Below are 26,866 nucleotides of genomic sequence, written 5' to 3'. Positions count from 1 at the left end.
ACCCCGGTGGGAAATCATTTCCACACTGTGTGGAAATGATTTCTCGGACGAACGGACACCAACGGGGGGAGTCCGGGCAGGCGGCCGTGGAGGCCGCGCTGACGCTACCTCTCACCGTCTTTCTCATCCTCGGCACGCTGCAGCTCTTCTTGATGCTGCAGGGCCGCATCATGGCCGAGTACGCCGCCTTCGAAGCAGTGCGGGCCGGCAGTCGCCACCACGGCGACTGCAAGCGGATGATGCACGCGACCCTGGCGGGGTTGCTGCCCAGCGTCGTGCCCTACCTGGGCAATGGGACGCGAGGGGGCACCGCTGCGGAGAAGCTGGCGCTGGCCTGGCGTCAGCGGATCGGCGACACGGAGAAGCCCGAGCCTCGCTACAAGCCCGGCGTGGATGGCCAGCATGACGGTCCCATCTTCTGGCTGGCGCGCGAGCAGCCCCTGGCCGAGAGCGTGCCGGGTCCAGAGGACGAGCGCTTCGATGCTCCCGGGCGGGAGGAGGGCGGCATCCGGTTGGAGGTGCGCCTCATCTACTGGTTCCCGCTGAAGGTGCCCTTCGCGGACTGGGTGATGAGCCGCATGTTCCTGGCGCACTACGGCCTGCGCGACTACACCGCCGCGAACCCGCTGATGCTGGCTCAGAAGCATGCGGGCTGGACGGCGGGTAGGGCGGTTCCGGGACTGGATCGGAAGATCCGCGACGAGTTCGTGAGCCGCTTCGACTCGCGCCAGTACGTCTTCCCCATCCAGGCCACCTACGGCATGCGGATGATGACGCCCGCCCAGGCCCAGCACTTCCAGCAACAGAACTGCGGCGACATGCCGCAGCGCCTGTGAGGCTCGCCATGCAAGACCGCACGCACCGAGGCCAGACGCTCGTCCTCTTCGCGCTCACGCTGCTGCTGCTCACCCTGATGGTGTGCGTGACGCTGTCCATCGGAGTGAAGGCCAAGGAGAAGATGGAGCTGGAGACGGCGGCGGACACTGCCGCCTACTCGCAGGCGGTGGCCACCGCGCGCGCCTTCAACAGCATCGCACTGATGAACCGCGCGCTGATGAGCCACATGGTGGCCATGACGGGCGTGGAGAGCCTCATCTCCTGGAGCGGCTACTACCGCGCCAGCCTCCATGCGGCGAAGACTGCCTATGAAACTCCCAAGGACGGATACAAAGCCATCGCCGCGGCGAGCTGCCCTTGCGCGCCCAAGAGCTCCCGGTGCGCGAGGCTCTGTCGGTGCTCCAGGCAGGCCATCCAAGACATCAACAACACCCAGGATCGGCTCATGCGGGCGGATGACAGGGCGGAGCAGGTCTTCCGTGTCTGGGATGCGCGGGCGGGCGAGGAGGCCTTGAGCCTGCAGTTGTCCTCCATCCATGAGGACCAGCTGGAGACGTTCGCGGGCCTCAAGGTGGCGATGGATCTCAGCCCGCGGAGCGAGCGATATGCCCCCATTGCGCCCGCCATCGCCGGAGACATTGGGGCGGAGGTCTCGGCGCTCCAGGCCTCTGCCACCGTCAACGGCCGGGAGCTGGGCAATGACTGCAAAGGTCCGGGCGCGGTCTGCCAGCGGCGAGATGCCGACAAGAAGAGTCACTTCGTCTGGGCCTCCACGGGCGCGCGTGGCCATGCCTTCGTCACCGGGCGAGAAGGGGGAGCGGCCCTCATTCGCAGGAAGGTCATCCAGTCCATGCCCGCGAACGAGCTCGTCCGGCTGACCGATGAAGGCAGCGGCTACTTCTCCGGGAGCAAGAGCCATACCGGCACCGTGGATGGCGGGGCGGTCTACGGAGATGACCATGGCCAGGTGACCGTCGTCTTCCGCCGCGCGAGATCTCCGTGCCCGACGTTCCCTCCCACCACGGAGGAGGCGGATGCCCACGTGCGCAGCGATGACTCCAAGCACAACACCGACGAGCACAAGTGGACCGGGGGTGAAGACCCCAACCGCCGCCGGCAGATGCACACCCTGGGGGACTGCACCAAGTGCCCAGGCGTTTGGCCGTCGCACATGGACTACAACTACTCGCGGGTCGCGAACACCACGGACCTGTTCGGGCAGCCGAAGAACTACGCCGTCCTCCAGCGCGACTACACGCAGCGCCCGCCGGACCCGTGGAACCTCTTCTTCCGCTTCCGCTTCAATCCGTCGGGAGAGGGCACCACGTTCGACAACCGGGCCCTGCGGCTCACGGATGGCACCAACATCTCCCGGGCCGTCGCGCTGTCTTCGGGCATCGCCTACTACCACCGCGTGGGCGCTGATGAGCGCTGGAAGGAGCCTCCCAACTTCCTCAACCCCTTCTGGCGCGCCACGCTCGTGGGCGCCGATGTGGATCAGCCGCGCGACGTTCCGGACATCCTCTCGACCCTCGGGGCCACCGGTACGCCGGCCCGGGATGTGGCCGACGCTCTGGCCAAGCAGGGGTACCAGGCATGGTGACCGCACGCTCACGAGGGCAAGCCCTGCTCGAGACGGCGCTGGGGCTGCTCGTCTTCATCACCATTCTCGTCTTCGGCCTGCACTTCGCGGAGGTGGGCTTCCTCTCCCTGAAGGTGCAGGAGGCCAACGCCAGCGCCCTCTGGCACGCCACGGCCGCGAAGATGCACGAGCTCCCTGGAGACTTCACGCCCGTGCGCCAGCTCATCTCCGAGGACACTCCTGGCAGTGAGGCCACCCGGCGCTACCGGGACTTCGATGGGCGCACCTCTCGGATTGGCGATGATGAGGTGCGGCTCGTTTTCACCCGGGCCAGTGCGCTCCAGGTGCGGTGTGACGCGGGCGCTTCGGGCCTTGGCTTCGCGCCTGTCGAGCGCAGCAACACGGTCTTCGAGGATGTGGGTGCCATGCGGTGCCGCTCTCAGGCCAGCATGGAGGTGTTGGAGGTGTTTCCCCAGAGCTTCCTCGACTCGGGCGTGGGCGCGTTCTTCCGGGAGCGACACCTCAATCCGCTGAAGATGACCCTGTGCGGCGTCGGCCGCGCTCAGGGAGGCTCCTGCCCGAGAGGCTTCCGCATCCTGCTGGATGACTGGGGGCTTGCCAGCGGGACCGAGGTCGACGAGTGCAAGGTGCTCAAGGGGAACAAGTGCGAGAACCCGCAGTACTACCAGTCCACCCATCGCATCTATATGAGGCACCTGCCCCGGATGGGTGCCTCCCTGTCGCTCGCGCAGCAGACGGTGGGGCAGGTTCCTGGCGGGTTCGACCCTTCCACCTTCTATATGAGCTTCCGTGTCTTCCAGGAGGAGGAGCCCGGCGGCGACTCGGATCCGAACAACTGGGTGACGACGCCCGGCAAGGACAGCCCGACGAGCGAGTACCACGCGTCCTACGGCGCGCGCGGCAAGTGCTTCCTGGGCCGCGCCTGCCCGCGGTGAAGGTTCAGGCCTCGTGCTCCAGCTCTCGCAGCTTGTCCACCAGGGACTGCATGCGCTGGTGGTGCGTACCTGGCCAGTAGACGCGGCGGCACTCGGGGCACTGCTGGAAGCGCGAGTGCGTGGCGGCCACGCCCTCGGGAATCCGGTCAAGCACCTCGTCTCGTCCCGCCACCTCCAGCGAGGCGTTGCAGGCCAGGCATCGCGTGAACGGGCGCATGCGCGAGGTGAGCTGGTAGCGGCGCACCACCTCCACCAACTGGTGCGCCGGGTCCGTGTTGCGCGGGTAGTAGCCGTGCCGCACCTCGGCGCGCTTGAGCAGCCCGAGGTCTCGCGTCAGCACCACCCGCTCCTCGTCCCCGGACAGGCGCGCCAGCACGTCGTCCTCGAAGTCGTTGCGCCACAGCGTGTCGAAGCCCAGCATCCGCAGGAAGCCGGACAGTCGCCCCAACCCCACGTCGAGCGCGAAGCGCGGCTCGGCGGGCAGCTCCAGCCCCACCCGCGTCACCGGCGTCACGTCCAGCGTGTGGAAGGCCGGGTAGGCCGCCACGCGGGTGCCGTCCTCGACCCGGTGGGAGAAGTCCACGGCCTCGCCATCCACGAGGATGACGTCCACCTCGGGGTGCGGCGGGCCCAGCGACTCGAGCAGGTCCTTCACCGAGGGTGTGCCGGCGAACGTGTGGACGAACTCGGCGCCGCGTCGCTCGGGCGGGAGGAAGTCGTTCAACGCACCATAGAGGCGCACCCGCACCTGTTTCGGGCTCATCGCCGCCAGAGACTCCCATGCCCTCCCGCGAGGCGTCACCCTCCTTCACGGCCCGTCTCAGGAGGCAGGCAACCCCGAAACCACCCTCAAAGGTCCAAGCGTTGGGAGCTGAACTTTCGTATAATCGCCCGGTCGTCCGTGTGCCGGCGCTGACTGACAGCCCGCTCCTCCGGCAGCAAGGGATTGGTCGTTCGATGAGGAAGACACTCTTTGGCCTCCTGGGGGCGGGCCTGGTGTTGATGCTGGGTCTGCAAGCCTGCGGACCTGATGACAAGCCGGTGCCGCCGCCGCCGCCCGACGGTGGCAGCTGGGTCTTCTGCGACGAGCAGGACGCTGGCGCCTGCGCTCCGGGGCAGACCTGTTTGTACGTGGAGCTCTATGAGCGCTCCCTGTGTGTGAATCCCTGCGACGCCGTGGCTGGGTGTCAGGACCCGTCGCAGCTGTGCTGCGGAGGCGGCGAGGACGGCGGCACGGGTGGGTACTGCCTGCCGCGCGAAGTCTGCGAGCAGTCGGATGCCGGGAGCGACGGGGGCTCCTCGGTTGGTGACGGGGGCAGCGGTTCGGATGGCGGCACCAACCCCACCGATGCGGGCACCAATCCCACCGATGCGGGCACCAACCCCACCGATGCGGGCACCAATCCCACCGATGCGGGCACCAACCCCACCGATGCGGGCACCAACCCCACCGATGCAGGCACCAACCCCACCGATGGTGGCTTCCCGAGTGACGCGGGCACCGACGGCGGGACGCGCCCGGATGCGGGCCCCACCGACGCCGGAACGCCTGACGCGGGTCCCACCGACGCGGGCTCTCCGGATGCGGGCCCCATCGACGCCGGTTCTCCGGATGCGGGTCCCATCGACGCGGGCTCTCCGGACGCAGGCCCCATCGACGCCGGAACGCCGGACTCCGGGACGCCGGACGCGGGCTCTCCGGATGCGGGTCCCATCGACGCCGGAACGCCGGATGCGGGCTCCACGCGCATCCGCATCATGGCCTCCAACCTCACCAGCGGGAACCAGCAGTCCTATGACCCGGGCCACGGCACCCGGCTGATGCAGGGCGTGAACCCGGACGTCATCCTCATCCAGGAGTTCAACTACGGGGACAAGAGCGCCGCGGCCATGCGTGGCTATGTGACCAACTCCTTCGGCGCCTCCTTCCATTACTACCAGGAGCCCGGCGCGCAGATCCCCAACGGCATCATCAGCCGCTGGCCCATCCTCGCCTCGGGCAAGTGGGAGGATACGCAGTCTCCCAACCGGGAGTTCGCCTGGGCGCGCATCGACATCCCCGGGCCGAAGGACCTGTGGGCCATCAGCGTCCACCTGCTGACCCGAGACTCCCCCACCCGGAACTCCGAGGCGAGCCAGCTCGTGGGGTACATCAACCAGAACGTGCCCCAGGGCGACTACCTGGTCATCGGCGGAGACCTCAACACCGATAACCGCTCGGAGCCGTGCTTCTCCACCTTCTCCAGCGTGGTGGCGACCGGCACTCCGTACCCGGCGGACAAGAACGGCAACGGCAACACCAACGCCAGCCGGGGCAAGCCGTATGACCACGTGCTGGTGGATGGCGACCTGCGCCAGTACCAGATCCCCACGGTGATCGGCTCGAGTACCTTCTCCGGTGGGCTGGTGCTCGACAGCCGCGTCTACACGCCGCTGTCGGAGATCTCCCCGGTGCAGTCGGGCGACAGCTCCGCCACCAACATGCAGCACATGGGCGTCATCAAGGACTTCCTCGTCCCCAACCAGTGAGGGCCGCTCCGGGCCCCGGGCTCAGTCCTGGGGCTTGGGGCGCTTCATGACGAACCGCCCGATGACGGGGGTGAGCGCCAGCGTGGCCAGGATGCGCAGCGGCTGGAGCACCTTCGTCGCCACCCACGAGGCTCCCAGGATGGCGAAGAAGTTGGTGGTATCGCTGGCGCCCTCCACCTTGAACCCCAGGGGGATGGCCACCGCGAACCCCGCGATGCACAGGCCGAAGATGACGAAGTAGATGATGATGGCCACCTGCCCATACTCCACCAGCAGGCTCTTGAAGCGCTCCTTCAAGGAGGGCTTGGCGGCGGCCACGGGGGCCGGGGCGGTGTCGGTCGAGGTGGGCTTCACGGGGGTTTCAACAGGCTCCATGGTCGCACCATGCCTGAAAAGTGGGGGGGCGCAACCTGGAGCAGGCGGGCATGGGGCCGTTAGGGCTCACCCCGGGTTGTCAGGGCTCGGGGGCACGGGTTAGGACAGAGTGTGATGAAGAATTCCCTACGCATCCTTGTCCTCGTGGCCCTCAGCACCCTGGCCGCGGATCAGGCAACCAAGTACCTGGCCGTGGCCCGGCTGACGGACGCGCTGGATGGGCGCACCGGCCTGTCCCGGGTGGCGGGCTTCTTCTCCGAGAAGAACCTGGACAACCACCCCGCGCCGGGCGAGGGGCGCTACTACGCCAGCCGCCCCTATCGCTTCATCGAGGACTACTGGCACTTCCGCTACGTGGAGAACCCCGGCGCTGCCTGGGGCATGTTCGCCAACCTGCCGGACACGGCGCGCAAGGTCTTCTTCCACGTGGTGAGCCTGGCGGCCCTGGCCTTCATCTTCGCCATGTACGTGCGGCTGGAGCCCGGCCAGCGCCTGGTGCGCGTGGCGCTGTCGCTCGTGGCGGGCGGCGCGCTGGGCAACTTCATGGACCGGCTGGCGCGCGGCTACGTCATCGACTTCATCGACTGGCACTGGCGCAACCAGCCCGGCATGCGCTGGCCCACCTTCAATGTGGCCGACGCCGCCATTTGCGTGGGCGTGGCGCTGATGCTGCTGGACTCGCTGCGCGTGCGCCGTTCCGAGCCGGCGCCGGCTCCGCTGGCCCAGAGTCCCAATCCGTGACGGGCGGGGGGCTTGTGGTGTAAGCCGCCCCCGTGCCGCGCAAATACGTCATCCTCCTCGTCATCACCCTGGTCCTCATCGTCTTGGATCAGTGGAGCAAGTTCGCCGTCGTCGGCTCGCTCACGCGGCAGTTCGACGGCAAGGTCACGCTCGGCGAGCGCCTGGGCGCCATGTATGGCGAGCCGCCTCCGCTGGGGCCCGATGGCCGGCACTTCGCCTCGCGCAAGGAGCCCGTCGAGGTCATCAACGGCTACCTGCGCCTGCGCTACGAGGAGAACCCCGGCGCCGCCTGGGGCATGTTCCGCAACCTGTCGCCCAACGTGCGCGGCCCCCTGTTCCACCTGGTGAGCATCGGGGCGGTCATCCTCATCGGCTACTACTTCACCAAGCTCTCCGGCACCGACCCCAAGGAGCGCTGGGCGCTGTTCGGCCTGTGCCTGGTGCTCGGCGGCGCGCTGGGCAACTACATCGACCGGGTCGCCCGCGGCTTCGTGGTGGACTTCATCCAGGCGCATTGGAAGGACCAGGCCTACTGGCCCTCCTTCAACGTGGCGGACATGGCCATCTGCGTGGGCGTGGGCCTGCTCATCCTCGACGCCTTCGTGCGCAAGGAGGAGAAGCCCGCCGAGCCCGCCAAGGCGTGACGGCCGCTCGCCTCCCCTGGGAGCGGCGGAGTGTACCCGCCGCACGCCCATCGTCCACAGGCGCCGCCAGCGGCTAGGCTTGGGCGCCGTTTCCTTCGGCACGCCCCATGCTCCCCATCCTCATCCGCTTCACCTTCGAGTCCCTGTGGTCGCAGCTGCTCCTGTACGCCGTGGCGTTGGGGGTAGTGGGCTACATCGCCTACAACGGCTGGCGCGGCGCGGAGAAGCCGGCGGACCGGCCGCAGCGCGCCCTGCTCTATGGGGGCGTGGGCGCGGCGCTGGCCTGGTTCGGCCTCCAGTACGCCATGCCCCCGGGCACCTTCCCAGGCGCCAAGGGCGAGGGCATCCCCGTCCACACCTATGGCGTGCTGCTGGCCACCGGCTTCCTGTGCGCGGCCAACGTGGCGGCGCGGCTGGCCCAGCAGGAGTGGCGCAAGGTGGAGTGGGTGGACGGCAAGGGCTTCGTGGACACCGAGGGTCCCAAGCGGCGCGAGCAGATCCTCGACCTGGGCTTCTGGGTGCTCGTGGGCGGACTGGTCGGCAGCCGCGTGCTCTACATCCTCGTCAACTGGACGGATGAGTACTCCGGCAACTGGTCGAAGATCTTCTCGCTGGGTGGAGGCCTGGTCTTCTACGGCGGCCTCATCGGCGCGGCCGTGGCCGCCTACGTCTTCGCCCGCACGCGCGGCATGGACTTCCTGCGGCTGGCGGACCTGGCCCTGCCCACCGTGTCGCTGGGGCAGGCGCTGGGGCGGCTGGGCTGCTTCTCGGCCGGGTGCTGCTGGGGCGGTACCTCGGGGCACTCGGCCCTGGGCGTGCGCTTCCCCGGCTCCGGCGTGGCGAAGGACCTCTTCGGGCGGCTCACCGGCACCGGCAGCACCGCCTTCAGCTCCCAGGCGACCGACTCGCGCTATGTCGTCGAGGCCACCGGCGAGGTGCTCCACCACGCGGCCCCCGGGGCGGTACGCATCTCCGAGTGGGTGACGCAGCACGGCACGACCCTGCCGGTCCACCCCACCCAGCTCATCGAGTCGCTGGGGCAGGTGGTCCTCTTCGTGGCCCTGCTGTACCTGCGCCGCGCCCGGCGCTTCCACGGGCAGATCTTCTCCCTGTGGCTCATGGCCTACGCGGTGCTGCGCTCCACGGTGGAGCTGTTCCGGGGGGACACCGAGCGCGGCACCCTGCATGGGCTGCTCGCCGACAAGGCGCCTTCCCTCGCACACTGGGTGCCGTTGGAGGCCTGGTACAACATCTCCACCAGCCAGTTCATCTCGATGTGTATGTTCACTTTCGGTGCAACGCTGCTGTATCAGCGAAGCAAGCGAGTGAGCGAGGCAGCCGGCCTGGGCCCCACGCCGAGCGCTGCCTGAGGTTGATCGCAGCGCGCGTCTTAGGGACACTCTGAGGTTGCATGCCGCCGGAGCCAAAACCGACAGCCAACGCCAAGTCCTCCGCCGGAGCCAAGTCCGCTCTGGGTGGCAACGACTCGGGTGAGAAGAAGTCCAACAGCGAGCTGGCCCTCAAGGAGTGCGATGAAATCGAGGAGGAGCTGGCGGCCCTGCGGGTGACGTACGAACAGTACTTCCTCGGCAACGAGCGGTTTCCCCCCGTGCGCGCGCACGAGGACCTCAAGAAGCGGCTCATCCGGTTGAAGGGCGGGCTGGTGCGCAACACCGCGGCGAAGTTCCGTATGAACTCGCTGCACACCAAGTTCCTCACCTACGAGCGGCTGTGGCAGCGCACCTTGATGGAGATCGAGTCGGGCACCTACAAGCGCGACCTCTTCAAGGCCAAGCGCCGCGCCCAGAAGTCCACCGGCGAGGGCAAGCGCAAGGGCGCCATCGAGCTGGAGGAGCTGGGCGACGATGACCTGATGGAAGTGGAGGACATCGTCCCCAACGAGCCGGTGCCGGTGAAGCCCGCCGCGCGCGGTGGCTTCGTGCCGCAGCCGGTGGACGACACGCCGACGTTCCGCCCCGTGGCGGCGACGCCGGTGCCCGTGATTCCCACCGTGCCGGTGGTGCCCACCGTGGCGCCCGCGGTCAGTGGCACGCCGTTCCGTGGCACGGCCGCGGTGCCCTCCGTGCCCTCGGTTCCTTCCGTGCCGACCGTGTCTCCCATGGCTGGGACTCCGGCGCGGGGGACCTCGGCGCCGCCGCCCTCGAAGGCTGCGCCGACGATTCCTCCGGGTGGCACGCCCGCGAAGGGTGTGCCGACGATTCCTCCGGGCGGCACGCCCGCGAAGGGTGTACCGACGATTCCTCCGGGCGGTACGCCCGCTCGGGGCTCGCCCTCGGTGGCGGGGACGCCCGCGCGGGGTGTGCCTTCCTTTGGCGCGCCCTCGCAGAGCACCTCCGGCATCGCCGCGGCGCTCGAGAGCCTCACGGATGAGCCGCTGACGCCCGCGCGTCCCACGTCCTCTGCGCCCTCGCGCCCCGGGGCTCCGGCGGCCGCGCGTCCGGGCACGGCTCCGGGGGCGACCTCGGGCATCTCCAAGCCGGGCGTGTCGGGGGTCTCCAAGCCCGCGGCTCCGGCGGCCACCGCGTCCAGGCCTCCGCCGAGCTCGGGCTCCAGCGGTGGGCTCTCGGACGACAAGCTCAAGCAGGTGTACGACGCCTACGTCACCGCCAAGCGCCGCAACCAGGAGGACACCTCGAAGATGTCCTACGAGACGGTGGCGGCCAACTTGCGCAAGCAGGTGCCGGAGCTGCTCAAGCAGCACAACGCCAAGTCGGTCGAGTTCAAGGTCGTCATCAAGGACGGCAAGGCCACGCTCAAGGCCGTGCCGAAGTAGGCGATGAACCAGGACCTCGAGTCGCTCAAGGCCCGGGTGAGCCAGCTGTCGGTGATGATCTTCGACATCGACGGCACGCTCACGGACGGGCGCATCTTCTGGGTGCCCAACTCCGGCTGGACGCAGATGTACAGCGTGCGCGACGGCATGGGCATCAAGCGGCTGCAGGAGGTGGGCATCGAGGTGGCGGCCATCTCCGGCGGCGACAGCCTCTCGGCGCAGATGCGCATGCAGTCGCTGGGCTTGCGCCACGTCCACTTCGGCAGCCAGGACAAGGTGGCGCACTTCGAGCGGCTGCTGGAGATATTGAAGGTGTCCGCCGACCGGTGCGGCTACATGGGGGATGAGGTGGTGGACCTGCCGCTGCTCAAGGCGGTGGGGTTCTCCGCGGCGCCTCCGGAGTCTCCGGACGAGGTGCGCTCGCAGGTCCACTACGTGGCGCAGAAGCCGGCGGGGTTCGGCGCGGCGCGCGAGGTGTGCGAGTTCATCCTGCGCCACCGTCAGAAGGCCTGACGCCGCTCTCCCACAACAACCCACCGCAGAACGTTGGGCGCTAGAAACCCGACCTGAACTGATGGGGGGCTGGGTTGTCGCTCCCGGAAGTGCTTCCTACCTTGGCTTCGCGCGGCGGTCGCTCACACAGCGCGGAGACGAGGTAGGAGATGGTCGGGAAGCGGGTGTTGGGTGTAGGCGCGGCGATCCTGACGATGGCCTTGTCGACGGGTTGTGCGGAGGAGCCGGCGGACGCGCAGGAGCGGCTGGCGGCGCTGGAGGCCGAAGGCCGGCAGATGGACGCGGCGCTGGACACGGTGGAGGAGCGGCTCCTGGGCAACCAGGCGCAGGTCCACCTGTGGCAGGAGCTGGGGCGGAGGCACCAGCAGGTGTCGGCCATCCACTGTCAGCACGCGGACATGCACCTGGCGGCGCTCCTCAAGCACCAGGAGAAGCAGGAGGAGAAGGCGCGGCAGCTCAAGCGTCGCCGGCACGTGGCGGCGGTGGACAGCACGGTGCTCACCTCGGGCAAGGCGGCCGAGAGCCACAACTGAAGCAGCGCGTCACCCGGCGCGGGCTCCCAGGCCAGGGCCTTGGAGGGCAGGCGAGCGGGGTGTCCGATCCGTGACGTTGTCGCCAAATCCGGATAGAACGAAGGCGTGCGACTCCTCTGGCGTGGGGTGCTCATCGCCAGCGCGGCGGCCGGGCTCCTGGGATGCAATGACATCGAGGTCTGCGGCTCGACGCAGACGCGGGCGACCTCGGATGCGGGCGTCGACTACCGGTGTACCACCGCCGAGGACTGCCCGCGCAGGTCGGGCGTCTCCGTGTGCGTCACGGACGTCTCCCCCCAGTTCGATTGCGTCAAGTGCGAGGAGACCTACTGCGTCGACGTCGAGCCCAAGGAGTGCAAGTGAAGCGCTGGGTGCTCGCGTGTACCGTGCTGGGGCTGCTGGCCGGCTGCCGTGAGACGCCGGCTGACCACCTGCAGCGCGCGCGGGATGCCGTGTTCGAGAAGCGCCCGGACGAGGCGCTCGTCGAGTACCGCAAGGCCTTCGACCAGCTTCGCCGGGACGAGACGGCCCAGGCCCTGGTGCTGCGCGCCCGCGCCCTGAAGGGCGCCGCGGACGTGTACTGGCTCGAGCAGCGCAAGGTGAAGGAGGCCGTGAGCGTCTACAAGGAGCTCATCCAGCAGTGCCCTGAGTCTCCCGAGGCGCTCGAGGCGCGCATCATCCTCGCCGAGCTGCTGCGGGTGCATTACCGCGACTTGCGCGGCGCCATCGACCAGCTCACCGCCGCGCTCCAGCGCAACCCGCCCCAGGGCGCCGAGCTGCACTACCAGGTGGCGAAGATCTACTTCGAGCTGGGGGACTTCGCGCAGTGCGAGCTGGAGGCGCGCAAGCTGGCCGAGCGCTTCGCCACCAGCGTCTACGTGGATGACGCCCTGTTCCTCCAGGCCCAGGCCATCCACATGATGGAGGGCCGGCGCCAGGAGGCCTCGAAGGCCTACGCGGACCTGCGCACCCGCTTCCCGGACTCGGAGCTGGCCGCGCACGCCCTGGTGGAGATGGGCAAGCTGAAGGCCGACGCGGGTGACAACGAGAAGGCCATCGAGCTCTGGGTGGATGCGCTCAAGGCCCATCCGGACCCCACGCTGGTGCAGGACTACATCACCCGGGCGCGCCGCCGCATCACCAGCACCACCCCCGAGGGCATTGGCCAGCGCGCCATGGCCTTCGACCGGCCCCAGCCGCCGGCACGACCTCCGCGCAACTCGATCGAGGCCGTGGGTGGCAGCGCCGAGGAAGCCGCGCGAGACCACGGGGACTGAAGGGGCGCCCACCGGCTCAGCCCGGCACGCCCTCCAGCACCGCCTCGAAGAGCGGCGCGGCGATGGCCGGCTCGTCCGCGTCGGCCACCAGCAGCACGTGTACGCGGCCCCCTTCCACCCGCGCGCTCACGCCCTCCAGCTTCACCTTCGCGTCCACCGCGTCGAGGAACAGCGGAGCGCCATCCGGCCCCAGCACGCCCACCGCCGAGCCGGCCACGGGCCCATCCTCGTAGGAATCGCGTGTGTCCTCGGCGGCGGCGGTGAACACCAGGCGCCCATCCGGCAGGGGGGAGGCGTCCGTGAACGTCAGGCGCACGCCGCCGGCCCGCCCCAGCTCCCAGCGTCGCACCATGCGGATGGTGGCCGCGCCCAGCCCCTGGCCGGTCTCCAGGCAGCGCAGGACTCGCTCCCGGTCCAGGTCCACCAGCGCGTCCGTGCCCTGGTCTCCGTTGCCGCGCTGGAGCAGCCGCAGGAACCCGCCGGACACCGCCGCGCCCTCGATGTTGATCGGCCCCACCTCGCGCGACAGGTGGGTGTACACCTCGGTGAAGTCCACCTCGTGCGCCGCGCCCGCCAGCGTGCCGTCGGCCGCCAGGGGGAGCACGGCGCCGCGGTGCCGCGCGGCCGTGGAGCCCGAGGGCAGCGTCAGCAGCGCGCCGTGAGGGTGGCCCGCGAAGGGCCCTAACAGACAGAGCGCCTCCAGGTCGGGCTTGGCCGCCTTGCGGGCCCTGGGCTCCAGGGGCAGCTCGCCCGGAAAGAGTCGCACCGAGCGCCCGGGAGCGCTCCCTTCACGCGGGAAGACGGTCAGGTGCATCGAGTCGTCCGCGACGACGTAGAGCCACGGGCCCACGGCCACGAGCCCGCTGGCCGCCGAGACATGGGCGGGGCGCCCCGAGGCCTCGGGAGCGTCCAGGGTGAGGGTGCGGCGCAGGGTGGTGCGAATCATGGCGCGCGAGTCTCCAACAGGGCTGCCCACCGGTCCACAAGGCACGCGGCAGGCCAGGGAGCGAGCTGGGGAGGGGGAGGCACGCCATCTTCGGGCTGTCGGCGCGGGTGCGTGGTATGGAGCACGGCATGAACCACTCCCAGAGCAAGGCCCTCTTCGCGCGTGCGCAGGAGCGCATCCCGGGCGGGGTGAACTCGCCGGTGCGCGCCTTCCGCGGCGTGGGCGGCGACCCCGTCTTCTTCCGCGAGGCGGCGGGCGCGTGGATGACGGACGTGGACGGCAACCGGTACGTGGACCTGGTGGGAAGCTGGGGTCCGCTCATCCTCGGCCACGCCTACCCTCCCATCGTCGAGGCGGTCATCGACGCGGCCCGGCGCGGCACCTCCTATGGTGCCCCGGCCCCGGGCGAGGTGGAGCTGGCGGAGCTCATCTGCGCCACCGTACCGAGCGTGGAGAAGGTGCGCCTGGTCTCCAGCGGCACCGAGGCCACGGTGGCGGCCATCCGCGTGGCGCGCGGCTTCACGGGCCGCGACTTCATCCTCAAGTTCGAGGGCTGCTTCCACGGGGCGGGAGACCCGTTCCTGGTGAAGGCGGGCAGCGGCGTGGAGACGCTGGGCCTGCCGGACTCGCCGGGCGTGCCGGCGGCGCTGGCGAAGCTCACCCTCACCGCGCCCTTCAATGACCTGGCGGCGGTGGAGCGCATCTTCGCGGAGAAGGGCAAGGAGATCGCCTGCGCCATCATCGAGCCGGTGGTGGGCAACATGGGCGTGCTCATCCCCAAGCAGGGCTACCTGCAGGGGCTCCAGGAGCTGTGCCGCAAGCACGGCGTGCTGCTGGTGCTGGACGAGGTGATGACGGGCTTCCGGCTGGCGCGTGGCGGAGCGCAGGAGCTGTACGGGCTGAAGCCGGACCTGACGACATTCGCCAAGGTGGTGGGCGGCGGCCTGCCGCTGGGCGCGTACGGCGGGCGGCGCGACATCATGGCGAAGGTGGCGCCGGAGGGCCCGGTGTACCAGTCGGGCACGCTGTCGGGGAACCCGGTGGCGGTGGCGGCGGGGCTGGCCTGCCTCAAGGCGCTGGCGGCGCCGGGCACCTACGCGCGGCTGGAGCAGGTGAGCCGCATGCTGGAGGACGGGCTGGTGGCGGAGGCGAAGGAAGCGAAGGTGCCGCTGACCGTCAACCGCGTGGGCAGCATGATTACGGCCTTCTTCACCGACAGCCCGGTGTACGACTACACGAGCGCGAAGAAGGCGGACACGGCGCGCTTCGGCAAGTTCTTCCACACCATGCTGCACGAGGGCGTGTACCTGCCGCCGAGCCAGTTCGAGGCGGCGTTCGTCTCTCTGGCGATCGGCGAGCCGGAGGTGGCGCACATCCTCGCCGCGGCCCGAAAGGCCTTCCGCGCGCTTGGCCAGGTCTGAGGAACCCGAGGCCCTGCAGGGGCCCATCCACTTCGGTCCCTACACCCTGGCGCGCCGCATCGGCGCCGGGGGAATGGGAGAGGTGTACCTGGCGCGCGAGGAGTCGCCGCGCCGGGCGTGCGTGGTGAAGAAGGTGCTGCCGAAGCTGATGGAGAACAAGCAGTTCATCGGCCGCTTCCGGGACGAGGCGCGGGTGGTGGTCCACCTGCAGCACCCGAACATCGCCCGCGTCTACGCGATGGGCGAGGTGGAGGGGCAGCTCTTCCTCTCCATGGAGTACGTGCAGGGCAAGACGCTCAGCCGCCTGGCCTACCGCATGCGCCAGAAGGGGCAGGTGATGCCGGTGGGCGTCATCCTCCACATCGGCGAGCGGCTCTGCCAGGGGCTGGCCTACGCGCACGACGCGAAGGACGGCAACGGCCAGCCGCTGCAACTGGTTCACCGCGACCTGTCCCCCGCGAACATCTGCCTCTCGTATGACGGAGAGCTGAAGGTCATCGACTTCGGCGCCTCGCAGTCCACGCTGAAGGAGCAGAAGACGGCGCCGCGCGTCGTCATCGGCAACCTCACGTATATGTCGCCGGAGCAGGCGCGGAAGAAGCTCGTGGACCGGCGCGCGGACGTGTACGCGGCGGGCGTGGTGCTGTGGGAGCTGCTGGCGTGGCACCCGCTGCCGCAGAAGGGAGATCCGCTGGAGCGTTGGCGCCGGGCGGCCTACCCGAAGTGGGAGCCGGCGAGCCGGTTCCGCGCGGGGCTGCCCCAGGGCGTGGACGCGCTGCTGATGCGCGCCCTGTCGGTGGAGCCCGGGGAGCGCTTCCAGGACGCGGCGGAGCTGGGCGCGGAGCTGGCGCGGCTCAAGGCGAAGCTGGCGCCCGAAATCGGAGACGCGGACGTGGCGCGCCTGATGCGCGAGGTGTTCGCCGAGGAGAAGACGGCCGAGGACAAGGTGCTCGCGGAGTTGTTGGGGAAGGACCCGTCGCGGGCGCTGACCGAGCAGGCCATCCCCGCCATGTTGGCGCCGCCCACGGCGCTGGCCTTCGAGCACAGCGGGCTGGACGCTCCCGAGGACTACGTGCCCTGGGAGGAGCCCTCCAGCGCGGGGACCGCACCAAAGCCGAAGCCGAAACCGCCGCCGCGCCGGGAGACGCGAGAGGCCCGGGTGAGCTTCGGCATGGACATGGCGACCGACTCGGACGTGGGGCTGGTGGAGGCCCGCCGCTCGCCGCTGGTGCGCGCCATCGAGGAAGGCGAGGAGGAGAGCCCGGCGCCCGCCCCGGTGGAAGAGGCCACGCCCGGGAACGCGCGGTGGGTCTGGCTGGCGGTGGGGCTGTTCCTGGGAGCCAGTGCGGTAGGCTTCGGAGTGGTGTGGTTGCTGGCCCTCTAGCCATGCTGAGGGACTGAGAGAATGGTTCGCGTCCGGCGCATCGTGCTGATCTTCGTTTCCATCCTGTTGGTGTGTTACCTGGCGCTGGTGGGCGCGCTGTATGCGCTTCAGCGCTCGGTGCTCTTCCCGGCACCCCGGCGCGCTTCGCAGGAGCCGCTGCGCGAGGCGGGCTTCCGGCGACTCACGCCGCCCGGCAAGCCGGTGGTGGACGTGCTGCACCTGCCGGCCGGGCCGGGAGAGCCCACGCTGGTGCATTTCCACGGCAACGGCGAGCAGATCTCCAACCTGGTGAGACTGGGCCAGGCGATGCGCGAGCGCGGGGTGGGGTTCCTGGCGGTGGAGTACCCCGGCTATGCCTCCAACCCTGGCAGCCCGAGCGAGCAAGGCTTCTACGAGGCGGCGGAGATCGCGATCGCGGACTTGCGCGCCTCGGGTGTGGGGCCGGAGCAGACGGTGCTGAGCAGCCGCAGCATTGGCGGAGGCGTGGCGGTGGAGATGGCCAGGCGGGGCCACGGAGCGCGGATGGTGTTGCTGGCGCCGTTCACCTCGGTGGTGGACATGGCGGGGCTGGTCTTCCCGTTCCTGCCGACGCGGCTGCTGGTGCGAGATCCGTTCGACAACGCGGCGAAGGCGCCCGGCATCCAGGTGCCGGTGCTCATCTTCCACGGCGACCAGGACGAGGTCATCCCGGTGCGAATGGGCCAGCAGCTGGGGCGCCTGTTCCCGAAGGGCACGATGGAGACGGTGCCGGGCGCGCGCCACAATGACCTGCTGGAGCAGACGTGGCCGGTGCTGGTGGACCGCATGGCGGCCTTCGCGAGAGGCGAGCCGGCGGCGCAGTCCGGCAAGAGCAGCCCGTAGCGAAGACACGGGCCGCCCGACGTGTGAAGCGTGGCGCGTCAGGCCAGCGACTGGCCGAGCCGCTCGAGCCGACCGAGCCACTCGGTGCGCTGCGCATCGCGCGCGGTCCCCGTGGGCAGCAACTCATGGGTCAGCGCCAGCTCGGTCCCCTTGCCGACCTTGCGGAACTCCACGGTGACCAGCGTCCCGCCGAGCGCCTTCTTTCCGCCCTCGCCGACCCAGGACAGAACGAGCATGTCGTCGGAGATGTCGCGGAACTCACCCACCACGGCGCTCTTCTCTCCGGTGACCAGAGGGTAGTCGAAGCGGAAGGTGTTGCCGACCTTGGGCTTCCAGTCCATCGAGGCGGCAGGCCCCCACCACTTCTGCAGCGCGCCGGCCTCCAGCCAGGCCTTCATCACCTTGTCCTTCGACACATTGAAGGTGCGGGTCAGGTACAGCGCGCTCTCGGTGGCGGGGTTGAGGCTGAACATCATGGGGGTGGATCTCCTGGCGGCGACTGAGGATGCGCGAGATCTTTCCAGGCGGCGCGCGCCGTGACCAGCGCCTCGGGAGGATGTGAACGGTGGAGAACGACGTACCTGCAAGCCTTCATCCAGGGCGTTAGGCTGGCGCACTCCGACATGCCTCTCGTCACCGAGTCCTACACCTCCCAGCGAGCGCGGTGGCCCGCCATGGGGCGGCACATCCTGTCCCAGCACGACGCACAATCCGTCGTCGTCTATCAGGCGTATGCGCCGCGCATCGGCCGCTTCGCGGCGGAGCACCGCTTCTTCGGGGGCGACTTCAAGCTCACTCGCATGAGTTGGATCAAACCCAACTTCCTCTGGATGATGTACCGCTGCGGCTGGGCGACGAAGGCGGACCAGGAGACGGTGCTCGCGGTGTGGCTGAAGCGCGAGGCGTTCGAGTCGGTGCTAGCGCAGGCGGTGCATTCCAAGCACATCCCGGAGGTATACGGCTCGGCGGCGGAGTGGCAGCGGCAGGTGGCCCGCTCCGACGTGCGGCTGCAGTGGGATCCGGACCATGGACCGACAGGTGCCCCCCTCCAGCGACGTGCCATTCAGCTTGGCCTCCAGGGAGAGACGCTGCGGCGCTACGCGAAGGAATGGCTCCTCGACCTCGAGGACATCACGCCGTTCGTGCGGGAGCAGCATGAGCACGTGAAGAACGGACGGCTGGATCAGCTTGTCATGCCGAGAGAGACGGTGTTCTGGCCCACGGATGAGGCCACGGTGCGACGCCTGGGACTGGACGCACCGCCCGCCGATTGAACTACGGTGCCCGGCATGTTCACAGGGCTCACCCTCCTCATTCCCGACAAGTTGGACATCGAGCGCGACGCGGTAGCCCGTGCTTGGGAGCAGGGCGGCGGCACGGTGCTGCGGCTGGATCGTTTCTGGAGTCCGCCCGAGGTGGACCGTGCGCGGGTGCGCCTGTACGGAAATGACACCTTCTGTCTGGTGCTCGCGCAGAAGCTGGTCTTGGAGCTGGTGTCCCCGCCGGATGACCTGTTGCTGAAGGTGGACCCCGCCTGGCTCCGGAGAGAACTCCACGGTTCCACGCTGAAGCAAGTGGTGGGCGAGACGTTCCCGCGCTTCGTCAAGCCGCTGGTGCCCAAGATCTTCCGAGCGGGCGTGTGGAATGCGCCGGAAGCGCTCCTGGAGGAGTGCCGAGGGCTCGAACCCCAGACGCCAGTTCTCTCTGCGGAGGTCGTCTCCCTGCGCGCCGAGGCTCGGGCCTTCGTGCTCCATGGGAAGGTGCGCGCGTGCGCGCTCTATGAAGGAGAAGGCAACGTGGCGGAAGCCCGGGAGTTTCTCTCCACCGTGGCGCACGCCGCGCCGCTGCCGCGCACGTGTGTACTGGATGCCGCGCTCGTGGAGGGCCAGGGCTGGGCGCTCTTGGAGGCCAACGCCACCTGGGGAGCGGGGCTCAATGGCTGTGAACCCATGGAGGCGGCCAGTTGCATCGCCGCTGCTACCTCGGCGATGCCAAACGGGTCAGGCTGAGCCTTGCTTGACACTCGCGCCCTGGCCTCTTACCTTTTGAGGCACGGGTTGTGAGACTTCCCACGGCTGGTTGCACGCGCCTCTGCTTTGCAAAAACTCACGGCAGTCCTCTTCTAACCCCACACATCGAACTCGACGACCTTGATTCGTCGTCCCTAGGCGCGCGTTTCCGGAGTCACCGGAACGGGGACCGCCGTCCGACTTTTGTCGACGGCGCAAAAACGAAAGAGGCTGTTGTGGAGCTCGATGAACTTCCTTCGTACGTTGCCTACCTTCCTCTGCGAGATGGCCACGCTATTCCCGTGGTGGACCTCTCGCCGGAATCCATCAGCGCCTGCGTCAAGGCCGCTCACCGCAATCCCTCGGCCAAGCTGAAGCACACCACTGGCTTGGGAGCTGTGGCTCATGCATTGGGCTTCAAGGGAGGCTTCGCGGGGTACCGCAAGGCCTACCCGGAACTCCAGGAGTTCATGGAGCGCAACGGCCTGTATGAACGCCGGGAGCTGATCACTTGCAAGGACGCGTTTGCGCCCATTCACCTCGGCAGGCAGCAGGTCGCTGAGCGGTTCTTTGCCTCCGGGCGTCCGCTTCCTTTGCGCTTGTTTACCGGCTGGGACTTCGACTGGGCCGCCTGGGAAGGGCCGGATCAGGAGCACAAGGAGGCCTTTGACTTGGAGTTCAGACGGAAGAGCTACAACGGGCTCTACGTCGAGGCCGCAAGCTGGGACGTCGACCTCGTGGCCCACCTGCTTGGGGATGCACTCGTTGAGCCAGCGGACCTTGAAGAACTGCCCGTGCAACTCTACTTCGCCAATGGCGACTTAGGAGAGCGGAGCCAGGCGAAGGTCAGGGCGATTCGCTCCATGTACCGGGCCTTCCGGGAGCGCTTCTTGGAACCTGGCAGGAGAGGCTGGGTAGAAGTGCTGCCCTACAACAAGCACCTCGTCTTCCTTCGTGGCCACGGTGGGGCGTACGACTTCGTCTTCCGAGAGGCGCGTGGTGGCCTGCCTCCAGTGCCTCCATTCTCCAAGCACCTGACGCTTCTCCAGACGCCAAAGGCGTACCTGCTTCAGAAGTCTTTCTCGACGTTCGAGTACGGTCGGACAGGAGCCTGGCGAGAGAGGGAACAGCACGAGGCGGAAGTAGCCTTCTACAAGGGCGGGGGCACCGTGAAGACCTACCCAGGGTCGAAGGAGATCCTGGAGCGGTATCTCTCCAAGACATCCAGAGCGCTGACAGGTCCTCGGCAGGCGGAGGGGTTCACGACGGTCCAACTCGAGGGCGATAGGCACCTGTTGGTGTCTGATCCTGTCACCATTGGAGAGTTCCGCCGATTCCTCGATGAAACCGACTGGCTGCGGTTCCGGCGACGGTTCCAGAGTGATGAGAACATATGGGAGCCGGCGAACCAGGATTCGGCGTACCTGCCGGTAACAGTGACCTATTACGATGCCCTCGCCTATGCCGCGTGGGTAGAGCGGAAGCGCGAACTGCCGGTGCGGCTTCCGACCATCGAGGAGTACCGGGCGATCCATCCCGCCAGGAAGAAGCGACCTGACACTGAGGACGCAGAGGATCCACGCTCCAACCGGTTTACACACGGCCACGTGCGTTGGTTGTCGAGCACGGCTGACGGGACGAACGAAGTCGCCTGGAGGGACGTTGAAGCCGGGTTCGAGCCGTCATTGCCAAGAGCCGTGGTGCAGGGCATTCGTTTCTACCTATCAGCGTCATTCGGAGAGTGGTTGCACGAGAACCACGCCGATGGGGAGGTGGGGGCAGCGGCAGCGGTCAGCACCTATGACCTGAGCCCCATTCACGGAGTGCCTGGCCGTTCCTTGGAGCGTGACTTCATGCCAGCTGCCTCATGGGGCAGGTACCGTAGCTGCAAGATCGGATTCAGACTCTGCTTCATAGGAGCGTAGCCACGAGAGGAACTCCGTTAATCCCCATCAGCAAAGCTGCCGAAGATGCTGAGGGGGGAGTACCGTCGCTGGAAGGGAAAGCCACCGAGATTGGAGTGACAGCCCGCGGCGGCGCTGGGCAAACCTGTCTGACTGTCAGACAGGTTTTGCGGGAGCACCGCTCGCGGAGGCTGGGCCTTCACTCGGTTACCTGAAGGGGATTAGCGGGGACCTTCCGAGCGGATCCAGCTCGCCAGCTCACGGGGGCTGGAGCAGATGACGACGGCCCCCGCCTCCAGCAGCTCTTCCTTACTGCCATAGCCGTAGGAGACGCCCACCGGCACGAGCCCGTTCTGACGGGCGGCGCGGACATCCTGCGCGCGGTCCCCGATCATGACGCACGAAGCAGGGTCGAGCCCTTCCCGCTCTAGCGCATGTGCCAGTAAATCGGCCTTGTTCTCGAAGCGCCCGTCGAGCTCAGGGCCGTACACATGGGCAAAGTGAGCGCTCAGGCCGAAGTGCTCGATGATGCGCTCGGCGAACACGCGAGCCTTGGCGGTGGCGACGTAGAGCCGCCGCGTCCCGTCGTTCAGCGCGCGCAGCATCTCCGGCACCTCGTCATAGAGACGGTTCTCGAAGGCGCCATGGGTGGCGTAACGCTCGCGATAGAGAGTGACAGCCTGCTCGACCAGGACTTGGTCGCTGGTGGCGAGCAGCGTGGCGAAACCCTGCCGGAGCGGGGGACCGATGAACGTGGCGAGCTCGGTCGCGGCAGGAACAGGACGGCTAAGCTGGGTAAGGGCATGCCGGTAGCACGAGGCAATGCCCTCGAAGGGATCGCTGAGCGTCCCATCCAGGTCGAAGAAGATCGCGTGTCGTGTGGAGGCGCGGCTCATGGAAGCGTATGGAGCACGAAATGACCCCGCCGCGCCTCACCTTCTTCTGTGAGCTGGCAGCCGAGCCGCTCCAGGCCCTGTTCGCCGACCGAGCCGTTACCGAGCACATGGTGGCGCTGAAAGCCTCCGTCAGCCTGGGCCTGCTCGACTTCAGCTCGGAGCGAGCCGTCGTGGTGAGGCGCCTCGGCCAGGCAGGTGTACCCGTCATTGCCTGGCAGCTCCTGCCCGCAGAGCAGGGCTACTGGTTCAACCTGGACAACGCTCCCCAGGCCGACGCCCGCTACTCCGCCTTTCGCGAATGGACGGCCACCCACGGCCTCGAGTGGGATGGCGTCGGGTTGGACATCGAGCCGGACATCCACGAGCTACAGCGGCTGCTCTCGGGAGGCTGGCGCCGGCTGCCAGCGCTCCTGCCCCGGCTACGGCAGGGAGAGCGGCTGCGCAACGCCAGGGAAGCCTACAGCGCGCTGGTGGCCCGCATCCGCGCGGACGGCCACCGGGTGGACACCTACCAGATGCCCTTCATCGTGGACGAGCGCCAGGCCCGAGCCACGCTGCTGCAGCGCCTGCTGGGCGTGGTGGACCTGCCCACGGACCGCGAGGTGCTGATGCTCTACTCCAGCTTTCTGCGCCCTCGCGGTGCGGCCGTGCTGGAGAGCTACGGCGCACAAGCCCGCTCCATCGCGGTGGGCAGCACCGGAGGTGGCGTCGAACTCCCCGGCCTCATCGAAGTTCCACCGCTGAGCTGGGACGAGCTCTCCCGGGACTTGAGGCTGGCCCGACGCTGGAGCGAGGACCTGCACATCTTCAGCCTGGAGGGGTGCGTGCGACAGGGCTTCCTGCCGCGACTCCACACCTTCGACTGGGACGCACCCGTGGAACCGTCCAGCGGCCCCGCCCGACGCGTGGGCCTCGTGCGCTGGGCGGCCGGTGGCGTGCTTCGGCTCAGCGCCCTGCTGTCGGGCTGATCAGCCCTGAAGTCCGACGAAGATGTGCTGCACGTCGTCGTCCTCGTCCATCGCCTCCAGGAAGGCCTCGACCTCGGCCCGAGCCTCTCCATCCAGCTGCACCGGGTTCTTGGCGATCCACGCGAGGTTGGCCGAGCTCACCTTCCAGCCCATGCCCGCGAGCGCGCGGCTCACGGCATCCAGGTCCGTGGCCTCGGTGAGGAAGCGGGTAGCGCCCTCCTCGCCCTTCTCCAGGTCCTGCGCGCCCGCCTCGATGGCGGCCGTCTCGGCATCGGCGCCCTCGGAGGGCGGGGTGGCCTCGATGACGCCGCGCCGGTTGAAGTCCCAGGACACCGCGCCGCTGGAGGCGAGCTGCCCCTTGCGGAACAGCACGCGGATGTTGGTGGCGGTGCGGTTCTTGTTCTCGGTGAGGCACTCGACGATGACGGGCACCTGGTGGGGCGCGAACCCCTCGTAGGTCACCACCTCATAGTTCACCTGCTCATCCAGCAGGCCCGCGCCCTTCTTGATGGCGCGCTCGAGTGTGTCGCGCGCCATCGAGGCCTTCCGGGCCGCGTCCACGGCCATGCGCAGCCGGGGATTCTTGTCCGGGTCCGCGCCGCCCTTGGCGGCGACCATGATCTCCTTCACCAGCTTGGTGAAGATGCGACCCTTGGCGTTGGCGTTCTCGACCCGACCCTTGTGCTTCCACTGTGCGCCCATGGGCCGGGTCCTACCCCAACTGCTACTTGTACTCCACCGTCAGAACGGCGCCCGTGCCCTCGGTGAGGAAGAGGTAGCGCATGCCTGTGTTGTTCTGAGCGAAGCGCAGTCGGGCCTGCGTCTTGCCCGTCTTGTTGAGGGCCGCCAGCCCCGCGGCGTTGAAGTCCGTGGAAGTCTGCCCACCGGTGGTGAACTTGATGAGCTCGCCCACCGCGCTGGCCGTGGCGGCAGCGGTGAAGTCGGTGGTCTCCGTGGTGGCGGCGCCGAACGTCCCGTTCTTCAAGTCGATGACCAGGGTGTTGCCCACGGGGTCCGCCCAAGGGTCACCCGAGCCGGAGGACAGCGTCACCTTCAGCGAAGCGCGTACGAGGGTGGCGGTGTCCGGCAGGGCGGAGGTATCGAACGAGAAGAAGGCCCGGTTGTGCTTGGAGTCCGAGCCCAGTCCAACCGCGGGCGTGGTGAAGGTGCCCACCGCCGGGGCGCTGCCATCCGCGTTGGCCTTCACGTACCCGTCCTCCGCCGCGATGCTGTTGAAGGAGGCGAGCGTCGTCCCTCCGCTGGAGTTGCTCACCGTCACGGCGGTGTCATTGTCCGAGCCGATGTTGTTGGCCGCGTCATAGGCCTTGGCCATGAGCGAGTGGCTGCCGTTGGCCACGCCCGCCGTGTTCCAGGTGAAGACGAACGGGGAGGTGGTGTCCGTGTCGGCCAGCGCGCCGTCCACGTAGAACTCCACCTTCTTCACGCCCACCGCGTCCGAGGCGCTCGCCGTCACGTCCACCGTGCCGCTGACAGTGGCGCCATTGGCCGGCGCGGACACGTTGACCGTGGGCGGCGTGGTGTCGGAGGAGGAGCTCGGCGGGCCGATGGTGATGCTGTCCACCCAGGCCTTGGCGCGGGTGAGGTTGGAGCCAGTGTCCGTCGCGGTGACGACGAACTTCAGCACGACGCTCCGGTTGGCATACGCCGACAGGTCGATGTCCGTCCGCTGCGTCCAGTTCGCCTCGGTGACGGTGCCAAAGCCGCTCTTCACCACCGAGTCCACCACATTGTCGGTGCCGTTGTTGACGATGACGCGGAAGGCCGCCGAGGCCGAGGTGTTGGCGGCCGAGAGGTCCACCTTGCGGGAGTAGGACAGCCGAGGGTTGGCCGTCAGCGTGACGGCGACGCTCGCCGTCCGGGTGACGGTGTTGAAGGCGGGGGTGGCCGAGCCGAGGATGGACTTGCTGCCGGTGGCGCCCGTCTGGTCGCTGGCATCCAGCGCCCACTCCGTCAGGGCCCAGCCCGCGTTGTCCGGGCCGTTGTTCGAGAAGCGCTCGGTGAAGCGCACCGAGTTCTGGTCCACCGTCACCGACACCGAGCCCGAGGCGGCCGTGTTGCCCGCCGCGTCATACGCCCGCGCCTGGAGCGAGTGGACGCCCGTGGAGTACGCGGTGGTGTTCCAGTTGTAGACGAAGGGCCCGGCCTGCCGCGCCGACACGCCCTGTCCCACCACGGTGCCGTCGATGAGGAACTCCACCTTCGTCACGCCGATGTCGTCGGAGGCGGTGGCGGTGACGTCCACGGCGCCGGCGACGGTGGCGCCACCCGTGGGGAAGGTGATGCTCACGGTAGGAGGCGTGGTGTCGGAGATGCCACCAGAGACGGTGACGGAGACGGTGCTGGAGGTGGCGGTGTTGCCCGCGGCGTCATAGGCCTTGGCCACCAGCGCGTGGGTGCCATTGGTCGCCGTGGCGCTGTTCCACGCGTAGGCATAGGGCGAAGCCGAGTCGGTGCCCACCAGCGTGTTGTCGATGAAGAACTCCACCTTGGAGACGGCCACGTTGTCCGAGGCGTTGGCGGTCACCTGCACCGAGCCGCTCACGCTGGCGCCGTTGGCGGGCGCGGTGAGGCTGACGGTGGGGGCGACCGAGTCCGAGTTGTCCAGTCCGAAGAACTTCGCCACGTGCCACGTGGAGCAGATGTCCGTGTCCAGCACGTAGGCGCCCGCCGTGCCGCACCCGACGCTGGAGCCGGGGAACTTGAACGCCGGGTCGATGGGCGTGCCGTGGCCCATGCCGGTAATGGCATACGTCTCCACCAGCGCCTTGCCCGCCGTGTCCTTGTAGACCTTGTGGGGGTAGCCGGCGACCGTCTCGTTGACGTCCTCCGTCATGTCGATGCCGTGTACGGCGGTCCACTGCTCCAGGCCCTCCGTGAGGTTGGTGTTCTTCACGGTGTAGTCGGAGGTGCCGTGCCAGATGGAGATGCGCGGGTAGGGGCCGGTGTAGCCGGCGTACGCGTTGCGCACCAGGTCCCGCCACTGCGTGGCCGACATGTCCTTGCCCGGGCTCATGCAGCTGAAGGCGTCGGTCATCGAGGTGGCGCACTTGTAGGGCACACCCGCCATGATGGCCGCGCCGGAGAAGACATCCGGGTAGGTGGCGGCCATCACGTACGTCATGGCGGCGCCCGCCGACAGGCCGGTGACGAAGACGCGGTTGGGGTCGATGGAGTGGTCGGTCTTCATCTTGTCCACCATCTGCTTGATGGACAGCGCCTCGCCCTGGCCGCGGGCGATGTCACCCGGCTCGAACCAGTTGAAGCAGGCGTTCTGGTTGTTGCCGCTGATCTGCTCCGGATAGACCACGTAGAACTTGAGCTGCTCGGCCAGCGCGTCCCAGCCCGTGGACGAGTAGCCGTTGGCCGTCTGGGTGCAGCCATGCATCGCCACGATCAGCGGGGCGTTGGCCGGCATGCTGGTCGGCACGTGCTTCCACATCCTCAGGTTGCCGGGGTTGGTGCCGAAGCTCGTCACCTGTGTCAGCAGGCCCTGCGACTCGCCCAGCTCCGAGGCCTCCGCGGGAACTTCCTCCACCGGCGCCATCTCCTCGCATCCGAAGACACTCAGAACGAGCAGTCCGCCGACAAGACGTCCAAGACGCAGCTTTCGCATGGGCCCCTCCCGTGAAATGCGCGCGGAAGGTATCACTTTCACTCTGGGGCTGATCCGAAATA

General features: G+C 68.4%; 26 protein-coding genes. 19 read left to right on the top strand and 7 right to left on the bottom strand.

Going from position 1 to position 26,866, the window contains the following annotated elements; all coding sequences use genetic code 11:
* Nucleotides 1–35 precede the first annotated feature (35 nt).
* Genes SYV04_RS07300 through SYV04_RS07290 form a run of 3 tightly spaced genes read left to right on the top strand, consistent with a single transcriptional unit; the run spans nt 36 to nt 3,375 of the window.
* Nucleotides 36–836: a TadE/TadG family type IV pilus assembly protein gene (locus SYV04_RS07300; RefSeq protein ID WP_321544905.1), complete on the top strand. Its 801-nt coding sequence runs from the start codon at nt 36–38 to the stop codon at nt 834–836.
* Between the two features lie 8 nt (nt 837–844).
* The gene (locus SYV04_RS07295; protein ID WP_321544904.1) at nt 845–2,440 is read left to right on the top strand and encodes a pilus assembly protein; all 1,596 of its coding nucleotides are present in this window, start codon (nt 845–847) and stop codon (nt 2,438–2,440) included.
* Nucleotides 2,434–3,375: a hypothetical protein gene (locus SYV04_RS07290; protein WP_321544903.1), complete on the top strand. Its 942-nt coding sequence runs from the start codon at nt 2,434–2,436 to the stop codon at nt 3,373–3,375. The genes SYV04_RS07295 and SYV04_RS07290 overlap by 7 nt, the downstream gene beginning before the upstream one ends.
* Before the next feature lie 4 nt (nt 3,376–3,379).
* Here SYV04_RS07290 and SYV04_RS07285 read toward each other — a convergent pair whose 3' ends face one another.
* Nucleotides 3,380–4,138, bottom strand: coding sequence for a Mut7-C RNAse domain-containing protein (locus SYV04_RS07285; RefSeq protein ID WP_321544902.1), 759 nt, complete (start codon nt 4,136–4,138; stop codon nt 3,380–3,382).
* 194 nt (nt 4,139–4,332) lie between these two features.
* Here SYV04_RS07285 and SYV04_RS07280 point away from each other — a divergent pair, with 194 nt between their 5' ends.
* The gene (locus SYV04_RS07280) at nt 4,333–5,904 is read left to right on the top strand and encodes an endonuclease/exonuclease/phosphatase family protein (RefSeq protein ID WP_321544901.1); all 1,572 of its coding nucleotides are present in this window, start codon (nt 4,333–4,335) and stop codon (nt 5,902–5,904) included.
* A 21-nt stretch (nt 5,905–5,925) separates the two neighbouring features.
* Here SYV04_RS07280 and SYV04_RS07275 read toward each other — a convergent pair whose 3' ends face one another.
* On the bottom strand, nt 5,926–6,279 hold the full coding sequence (locus SYV04_RS07275; protein ID WP_321544900.1) for an FAM210 family protein: 354 nt from the start codon (nt 6,277–6,279) through the stop codon (nt 5,926–5,928).
* Nucleotides 6,280–6,393: 114 nt separating this feature from the next.
* Between SYV04_RS07275 and lspA (SYV04_RS07270) the strand changes: the two genes are divergently transcribed.
* The 8 genes from lspA (SYV04_RS07270) (at nt 6,394) to SYV04_RS07235 (ending at nt 12,781) form a co-directional block, all read left to right on the top strand.
* Nucleotides 6,394–7,020: a signal peptidase II gene (gene lspA / locus SYV04_RS07270; RefSeq protein ID WP_321544899.1), complete on the top strand. Its 627-nt coding sequence runs from the start codon at nt 6,394–6,396 to the stop codon at nt 7,018–7,020.
* Between the two features lie 32 nt (nt 7,021–7,052).
* Nucleotides 7,053–7,664 (top strand): signal peptidase II, encoded by a 612-nt coding sequence (gene lspA, locus SYV04_RS07265; protein WP_321544898.1) that lies wholly within the window; start codon nt 7,053–7,055, stop codon nt 7,662–7,664.
* Nucleotides 7,665–7,771: 107 nt separating this feature from the next.
* Entirely contained in the window at nt 7,772–9,034 is a 1,263-nt protein-coding gene (gene lgt / locus SYV04_RS07260; protein WP_321544897.1) for a prolipoprotein diacylglyceryl transferase, read from the top strand.
* A 41-nt stretch (nt 9,035–9,075) separates the two neighbouring features.
* Nucleotides 9,076–10,458 (top strand): MXAN_5187 C-terminal domain-containing protein, encoded by a 1,383-nt coding sequence (locus tag SYV04_RS07255; protein ID WP_321544896.1) that lies wholly within the window; start codon nt 9,076–9,078, stop codon nt 10,456–10,458.
* Between the two features lie 3 nt (nt 10,459–10,461).
* Nucleotides 10,462–10,971 (top strand): KdsC family phosphatase, encoded by a 510-nt coding sequence (locus tag SYV04_RS07250; protein WP_321544895.1) that lies wholly within the window; start codon nt 10,462–10,464, stop codon nt 10,969–10,971.
* Between the two features lie 149 nt (nt 10,972–11,120).
* Nucleotides 11,121–11,504 (top strand): hypothetical protein, encoded by a 384-nt coding sequence (locus SYV04_RS07245; protein ID WP_321544894.1) that lies wholly within the window; start codon nt 11,121–11,123, stop codon nt 11,502–11,504.
* Between the two features lie 105 nt (nt 11,505–11,609).
* Complete coding sequence (locus SYV04_RS07240; RefSeq protein WP_321544893.1) at nt 11,610–11,867, top strand: hypothetical protein; 258 nt, start codon at nt 11,610–11,612, stop codon at nt 11,865–11,867.
* A complete protein-coding gene (locus SYV04_RS07235; protein ID WP_321544892.1) occupies nt 11,864–12,781 on the top strand; it encodes a tetratricopeptide repeat protein in 918 nt (305 codons plus the stop codon). The genes SYV04_RS07240 and SYV04_RS07235 overlap by 4 nt, the downstream gene beginning before the upstream one ends.
* Before the next feature lie 16 nt (nt 12,782–12,797).
* Here SYV04_RS07235 and SYV04_RS07230 read toward each other — a convergent pair whose 3' ends face one another.
* Nucleotides 12,798–13,727 carry a DUF6929 family protein gene (locus SYV04_RS07230; RefSeq protein ID WP_321544891.1) on the bottom strand — a complete coding sequence of 310 codons (930 nt, stop codon included), beginning with the start codon at nt 13,725–13,727 and terminating at the stop codon, nt 12,798–12,800.
* 128 nt (nt 13,728–13,855) lie between these two features.
* On the opposite strand from SYV04_RS07230, the gene hemL reads away from it, so the two are divergent.
* From hemL to SYV04_RS07215, 3 genes are read left to right on the top strand one after another with little or no spacing between them, the layout of a single operon-like run.
* Nucleotides 13,856–15,148, top strand: coding sequence for a glutamate-1-semialdehyde 2,1-aminomutase (hemL, locus tag SYV04_RS07225; protein WP_321544890.1), 1,293 nt, complete (start codon nt 13,856–13,858; stop codon nt 15,146–15,148).
* Nucleotides 15,135–16,532, top strand: coding sequence for a serine/threonine protein kinase (locus SYV04_RS07220; RefSeq protein ID WP_321544889.1), 1,398 nt, complete (start codon nt 15,135–15,137; stop codon nt 16,530–16,532). The genes hemL and SYV04_RS07220 overlap by 14 nt, the downstream gene beginning before the upstream one ends.
* Nucleotides 16,533–16,553: 21 nt before the next feature.
* Entirely contained in the window at nt 16,554–17,393 is an 840-nt protein-coding gene (locus tag SYV04_RS07215; RefSeq protein WP_321544888.1) for an alpha/beta hydrolase, read from the top strand.
* Nucleotides 17,394–17,431: 38 nt separating this feature from the next.
* Here the strand turns inward: SYV04_RS07215 and SYV04_RS07210 are convergent, their stop codons facing one another.
* Complete coding sequence (locus tag SYV04_RS07210) at nt 17,432–17,869, bottom strand: SRPBCC family protein (protein ID WP_321544887.1); 438 nt, start codon at nt 17,867–17,869, stop codon at nt 17,432–17,434.
* A 147-nt stretch (nt 17,870–18,016) separates the two neighbouring features.
* Between SYV04_RS07210 and SYV04_RS07205 the strand changes: the two genes are divergently transcribed.
* The 3 genes from SYV04_RS07205 to SYV04_RS07195 all read left to right on the top strand — a co-directional run bounded on the left by SYV04_RS07205 (nt 18,017) and on the right by SYV04_RS07195 (nt 21,327).
* A complete protein-coding gene (locus SYV04_RS07205; RefSeq protein WP_321544886.1) occupies nt 18,017–18,667 on the top strand; it encodes a DUF4291 domain-containing protein in 651 nt (216 codons plus the stop codon).
* Between the two features lie 15 nt (nt 18,668–18,682).
* Nucleotides 18,683–19,402, top strand: a complete 720-nt coding sequence (locus tag SYV04_RS07200; RefSeq protein WP_321544885.1) for an ATP-grasp domain-containing protein — start codon at nt 18,683–18,685, stop codon at nt 19,400–19,402.
* Between the two features lie 236 nt (nt 19,403–19,638).
* A complete protein-coding gene (locus SYV04_RS07195; protein ID WP_321544884.1) occupies nt 19,639–21,327 on the top strand; it encodes an SUMF1/EgtB/PvdO family nonheme iron enzyme in 1,689 nt (562 codons plus the stop codon).
* A 200-nt stretch (nt 21,328–21,527) separates the two neighbouring features.
* Here SYV04_RS07195 and SYV04_RS07190 read toward each other — a convergent pair whose 3' ends face one another.
* Nucleotides 21,528–22,202, bottom strand: coding sequence for an HAD hydrolase-like protein (locus SYV04_RS07190; RefSeq protein WP_321544883.1), 675 nt, complete (start codon nt 22,200–22,202; stop codon nt 21,528–21,530).
* A gap of 20 nt (nt 22,203–22,222) precedes the next feature.
* On the opposite strand from SYV04_RS07190, the gene SYV04_RS07185 reads away from it, so the two are divergent.
* Nucleotides 22,223–23,170, top strand: coding sequence for a hypothetical protein (locus SYV04_RS07185; protein WP_321544882.1), 948 nt, complete (start codon nt 22,223–22,225; stop codon nt 23,168–23,170).
* On the opposite strand, the gene SYV04_RS07180 is transcribed toward SYV04_RS07185, so the two are convergent.
* Complete coding sequence (locus SYV04_RS07180) at nt 23,171–23,872, bottom strand: YebC/PmpR family DNA-binding transcriptional regulator (RefSeq protein WP_321544881.1); 702 nt, start codon at nt 23,870–23,872, stop codon at nt 23,171–23,173.
* Nucleotides 23,873–23,894: 22 nt separating this feature from the next.
* A complete protein-coding gene (locus SYV04_RS07175; protein WP_321544880.1) occupies nt 23,895–26,804 on the bottom strand; it encodes an extracellular catalytic domain type 1 short-chain-length polyhydroxyalkanoate depolymerase in 2,910 nt (969 codons plus the stop codon).
* Between the last annotated feature and the right edge of the window lie 62 nt (nt 26,805–26,866).

This window comes from Hyalangium ruber, from assembly GCF_034259325.1.
Taxonomy (GTDB): Bacteria; Myxococcota; Myxococcia; order Myxococcales; family Myxococcaceae; genus Hyalangium_A; species Hyalangium_A rubrum.
This window is presented reverse-complemented; position numbering and strand designations above follow the sequence as displayed.

Bases quoted from the DNA above. Each gene is read 5' to 3' on its own strand.
- SYV04_RS07250 (WP_321544895.1), top strand. From the start codon at position 10,462: ATGAACCAGGACCTCGAGTCGCTCAAGGCCCGGGTGAGCCAGCTGTCG.
- lspA (WP_321544899.1), top strand. From the start codon at position 6,394: ATGAAGAATTCCCTACGCATCCTTGTCCTCGTGGCCCTCAGCACCCTG.
- SYV04_RS07300 (WP_321544905.1), top strand. From the start codon at position 36: ATGATTTCTCGGACGAACGGACACCAACGGGGGGAGTCCGGGCAGGCG.
- SYV04_RS07200 (WP_321544885.1), top strand. From the start codon at position 18,683: ATGTTCACAGGGCTCACCCTCCTCATTCCCGACAAGTTGGACATCGAG.
- SYV04_RS07285 (WP_321544902.1), bottom strand. From the start codon at position 4,138: ATGAGCCCGAAACAGGTGCGGGTGCGCCTCTATGGTGCGTTGAACGAC.
- SYV04_RS07210 (WP_321544887.1), bottom strand. From the start codon at position 17,869: ATGATGTTCAGCCTCAACCCCGCCACCGAGAGCGCGCTGTACCTGACC.
- SYV04_RS07290 (WP_321544903.1), top strand. From the start codon at position 2,434: ATGGTGACCGCACGCTCACGAGGGCAAGCCCTGCTCGAGACGGCGCTG.
- SYV04_RS07215 (WP_321544888.1), top strand. From the start codon at position 16,554: ATGGTTCGCGTCCGGCGCATCGTGCTGATCTTCGTTTCCATCCTGTTG.
- SYV04_RS07255 (WP_321544896.1), top strand. From the start codon at position 9,076: ATGCCGCCGGAGCCAAAACCGACAGCCAACGCCAAGTCCTCCGCCGGA.
- SYV04_RS07275 (WP_321544900.1), bottom strand. From the start codon at position 6,279: ATGGAGCCTGTTGAAACCCCCGTGAAGCCCACCTCGACCGACACCGCC.
- SYV04_RS07175 (WP_321544880.1), bottom strand. From the start codon at position 26,804: ATGCGAAAGCTGCGTCTTGGACGTCTTGTCGGCGGACTGCTCGTTCTG.
- SYV04_RS07180 (WP_321544881.1), bottom strand. From the start codon at position 23,872: ATGGGCGCACAGTGGAAGCACAAGGGTCGGGTCGAGAACGCCAACGCC.
- SYV04_RS07230 (WP_321544891.1), bottom strand. From the start codon at position 13,727: ATGATTCGCACCACCCTGCGCCGCACCCTCACCCTGGACGCTCCCGAG.
- SYV04_RS07245 (WP_321544894.1), top strand. From the start codon at position 11,121: ATGGTCGGGAAGCGGGTGTTGGGTGTAGGCGCGGCGATCCTGACGATG.
- hemL (WP_321544890.1), top strand. From the start codon at position 13,856: ATGAACCACTCCCAGAGCAAGGCCCTCTTCGCGCGTGCGCAGGAGCGC.
- SYV04_RS07185 (WP_321544882.1), top strand. From the start codon at position 22,223: ATGACCCCGCCGCGCCTCACCTTCTTCTGTGAGCTGGCAGCCGAGCCG.
- SYV04_RS07295 (WP_321544904.1), top strand. From the start codon at position 845: ATGCAAGACCGCACGCACCGAGGCCAGACGCTCGTCCTCTTCGCGCTC.
- SYV04_RS07190 (WP_321544883.1), bottom strand. From the start codon at position 22,202: ATGAGCCGCGCCTCCACACGACACGCGATCTTCTTCGACCTGGATGGG.
- lgt (WP_321544897.1), top strand. From the start codon at position 7,772: ATGCTCCCCATCCTCATCCGCTTCACCTTCGAGTCCCTGTGGTCGCAG.
- SYV04_RS07280 (WP_321544901.1), top strand. From the start codon at position 4,333: ATGAGGAAGACACTCTTTGGCCTCCTGGGGGCGGGCCTGGTGTTGATG.
- SYV04_RS07205 (WP_321544886.1), top strand. From the start codon at position 18,017: ATGCCTCTCGTCACCGAGTCCTACACCTCCCAGCGAGCGCGGTGGCCC.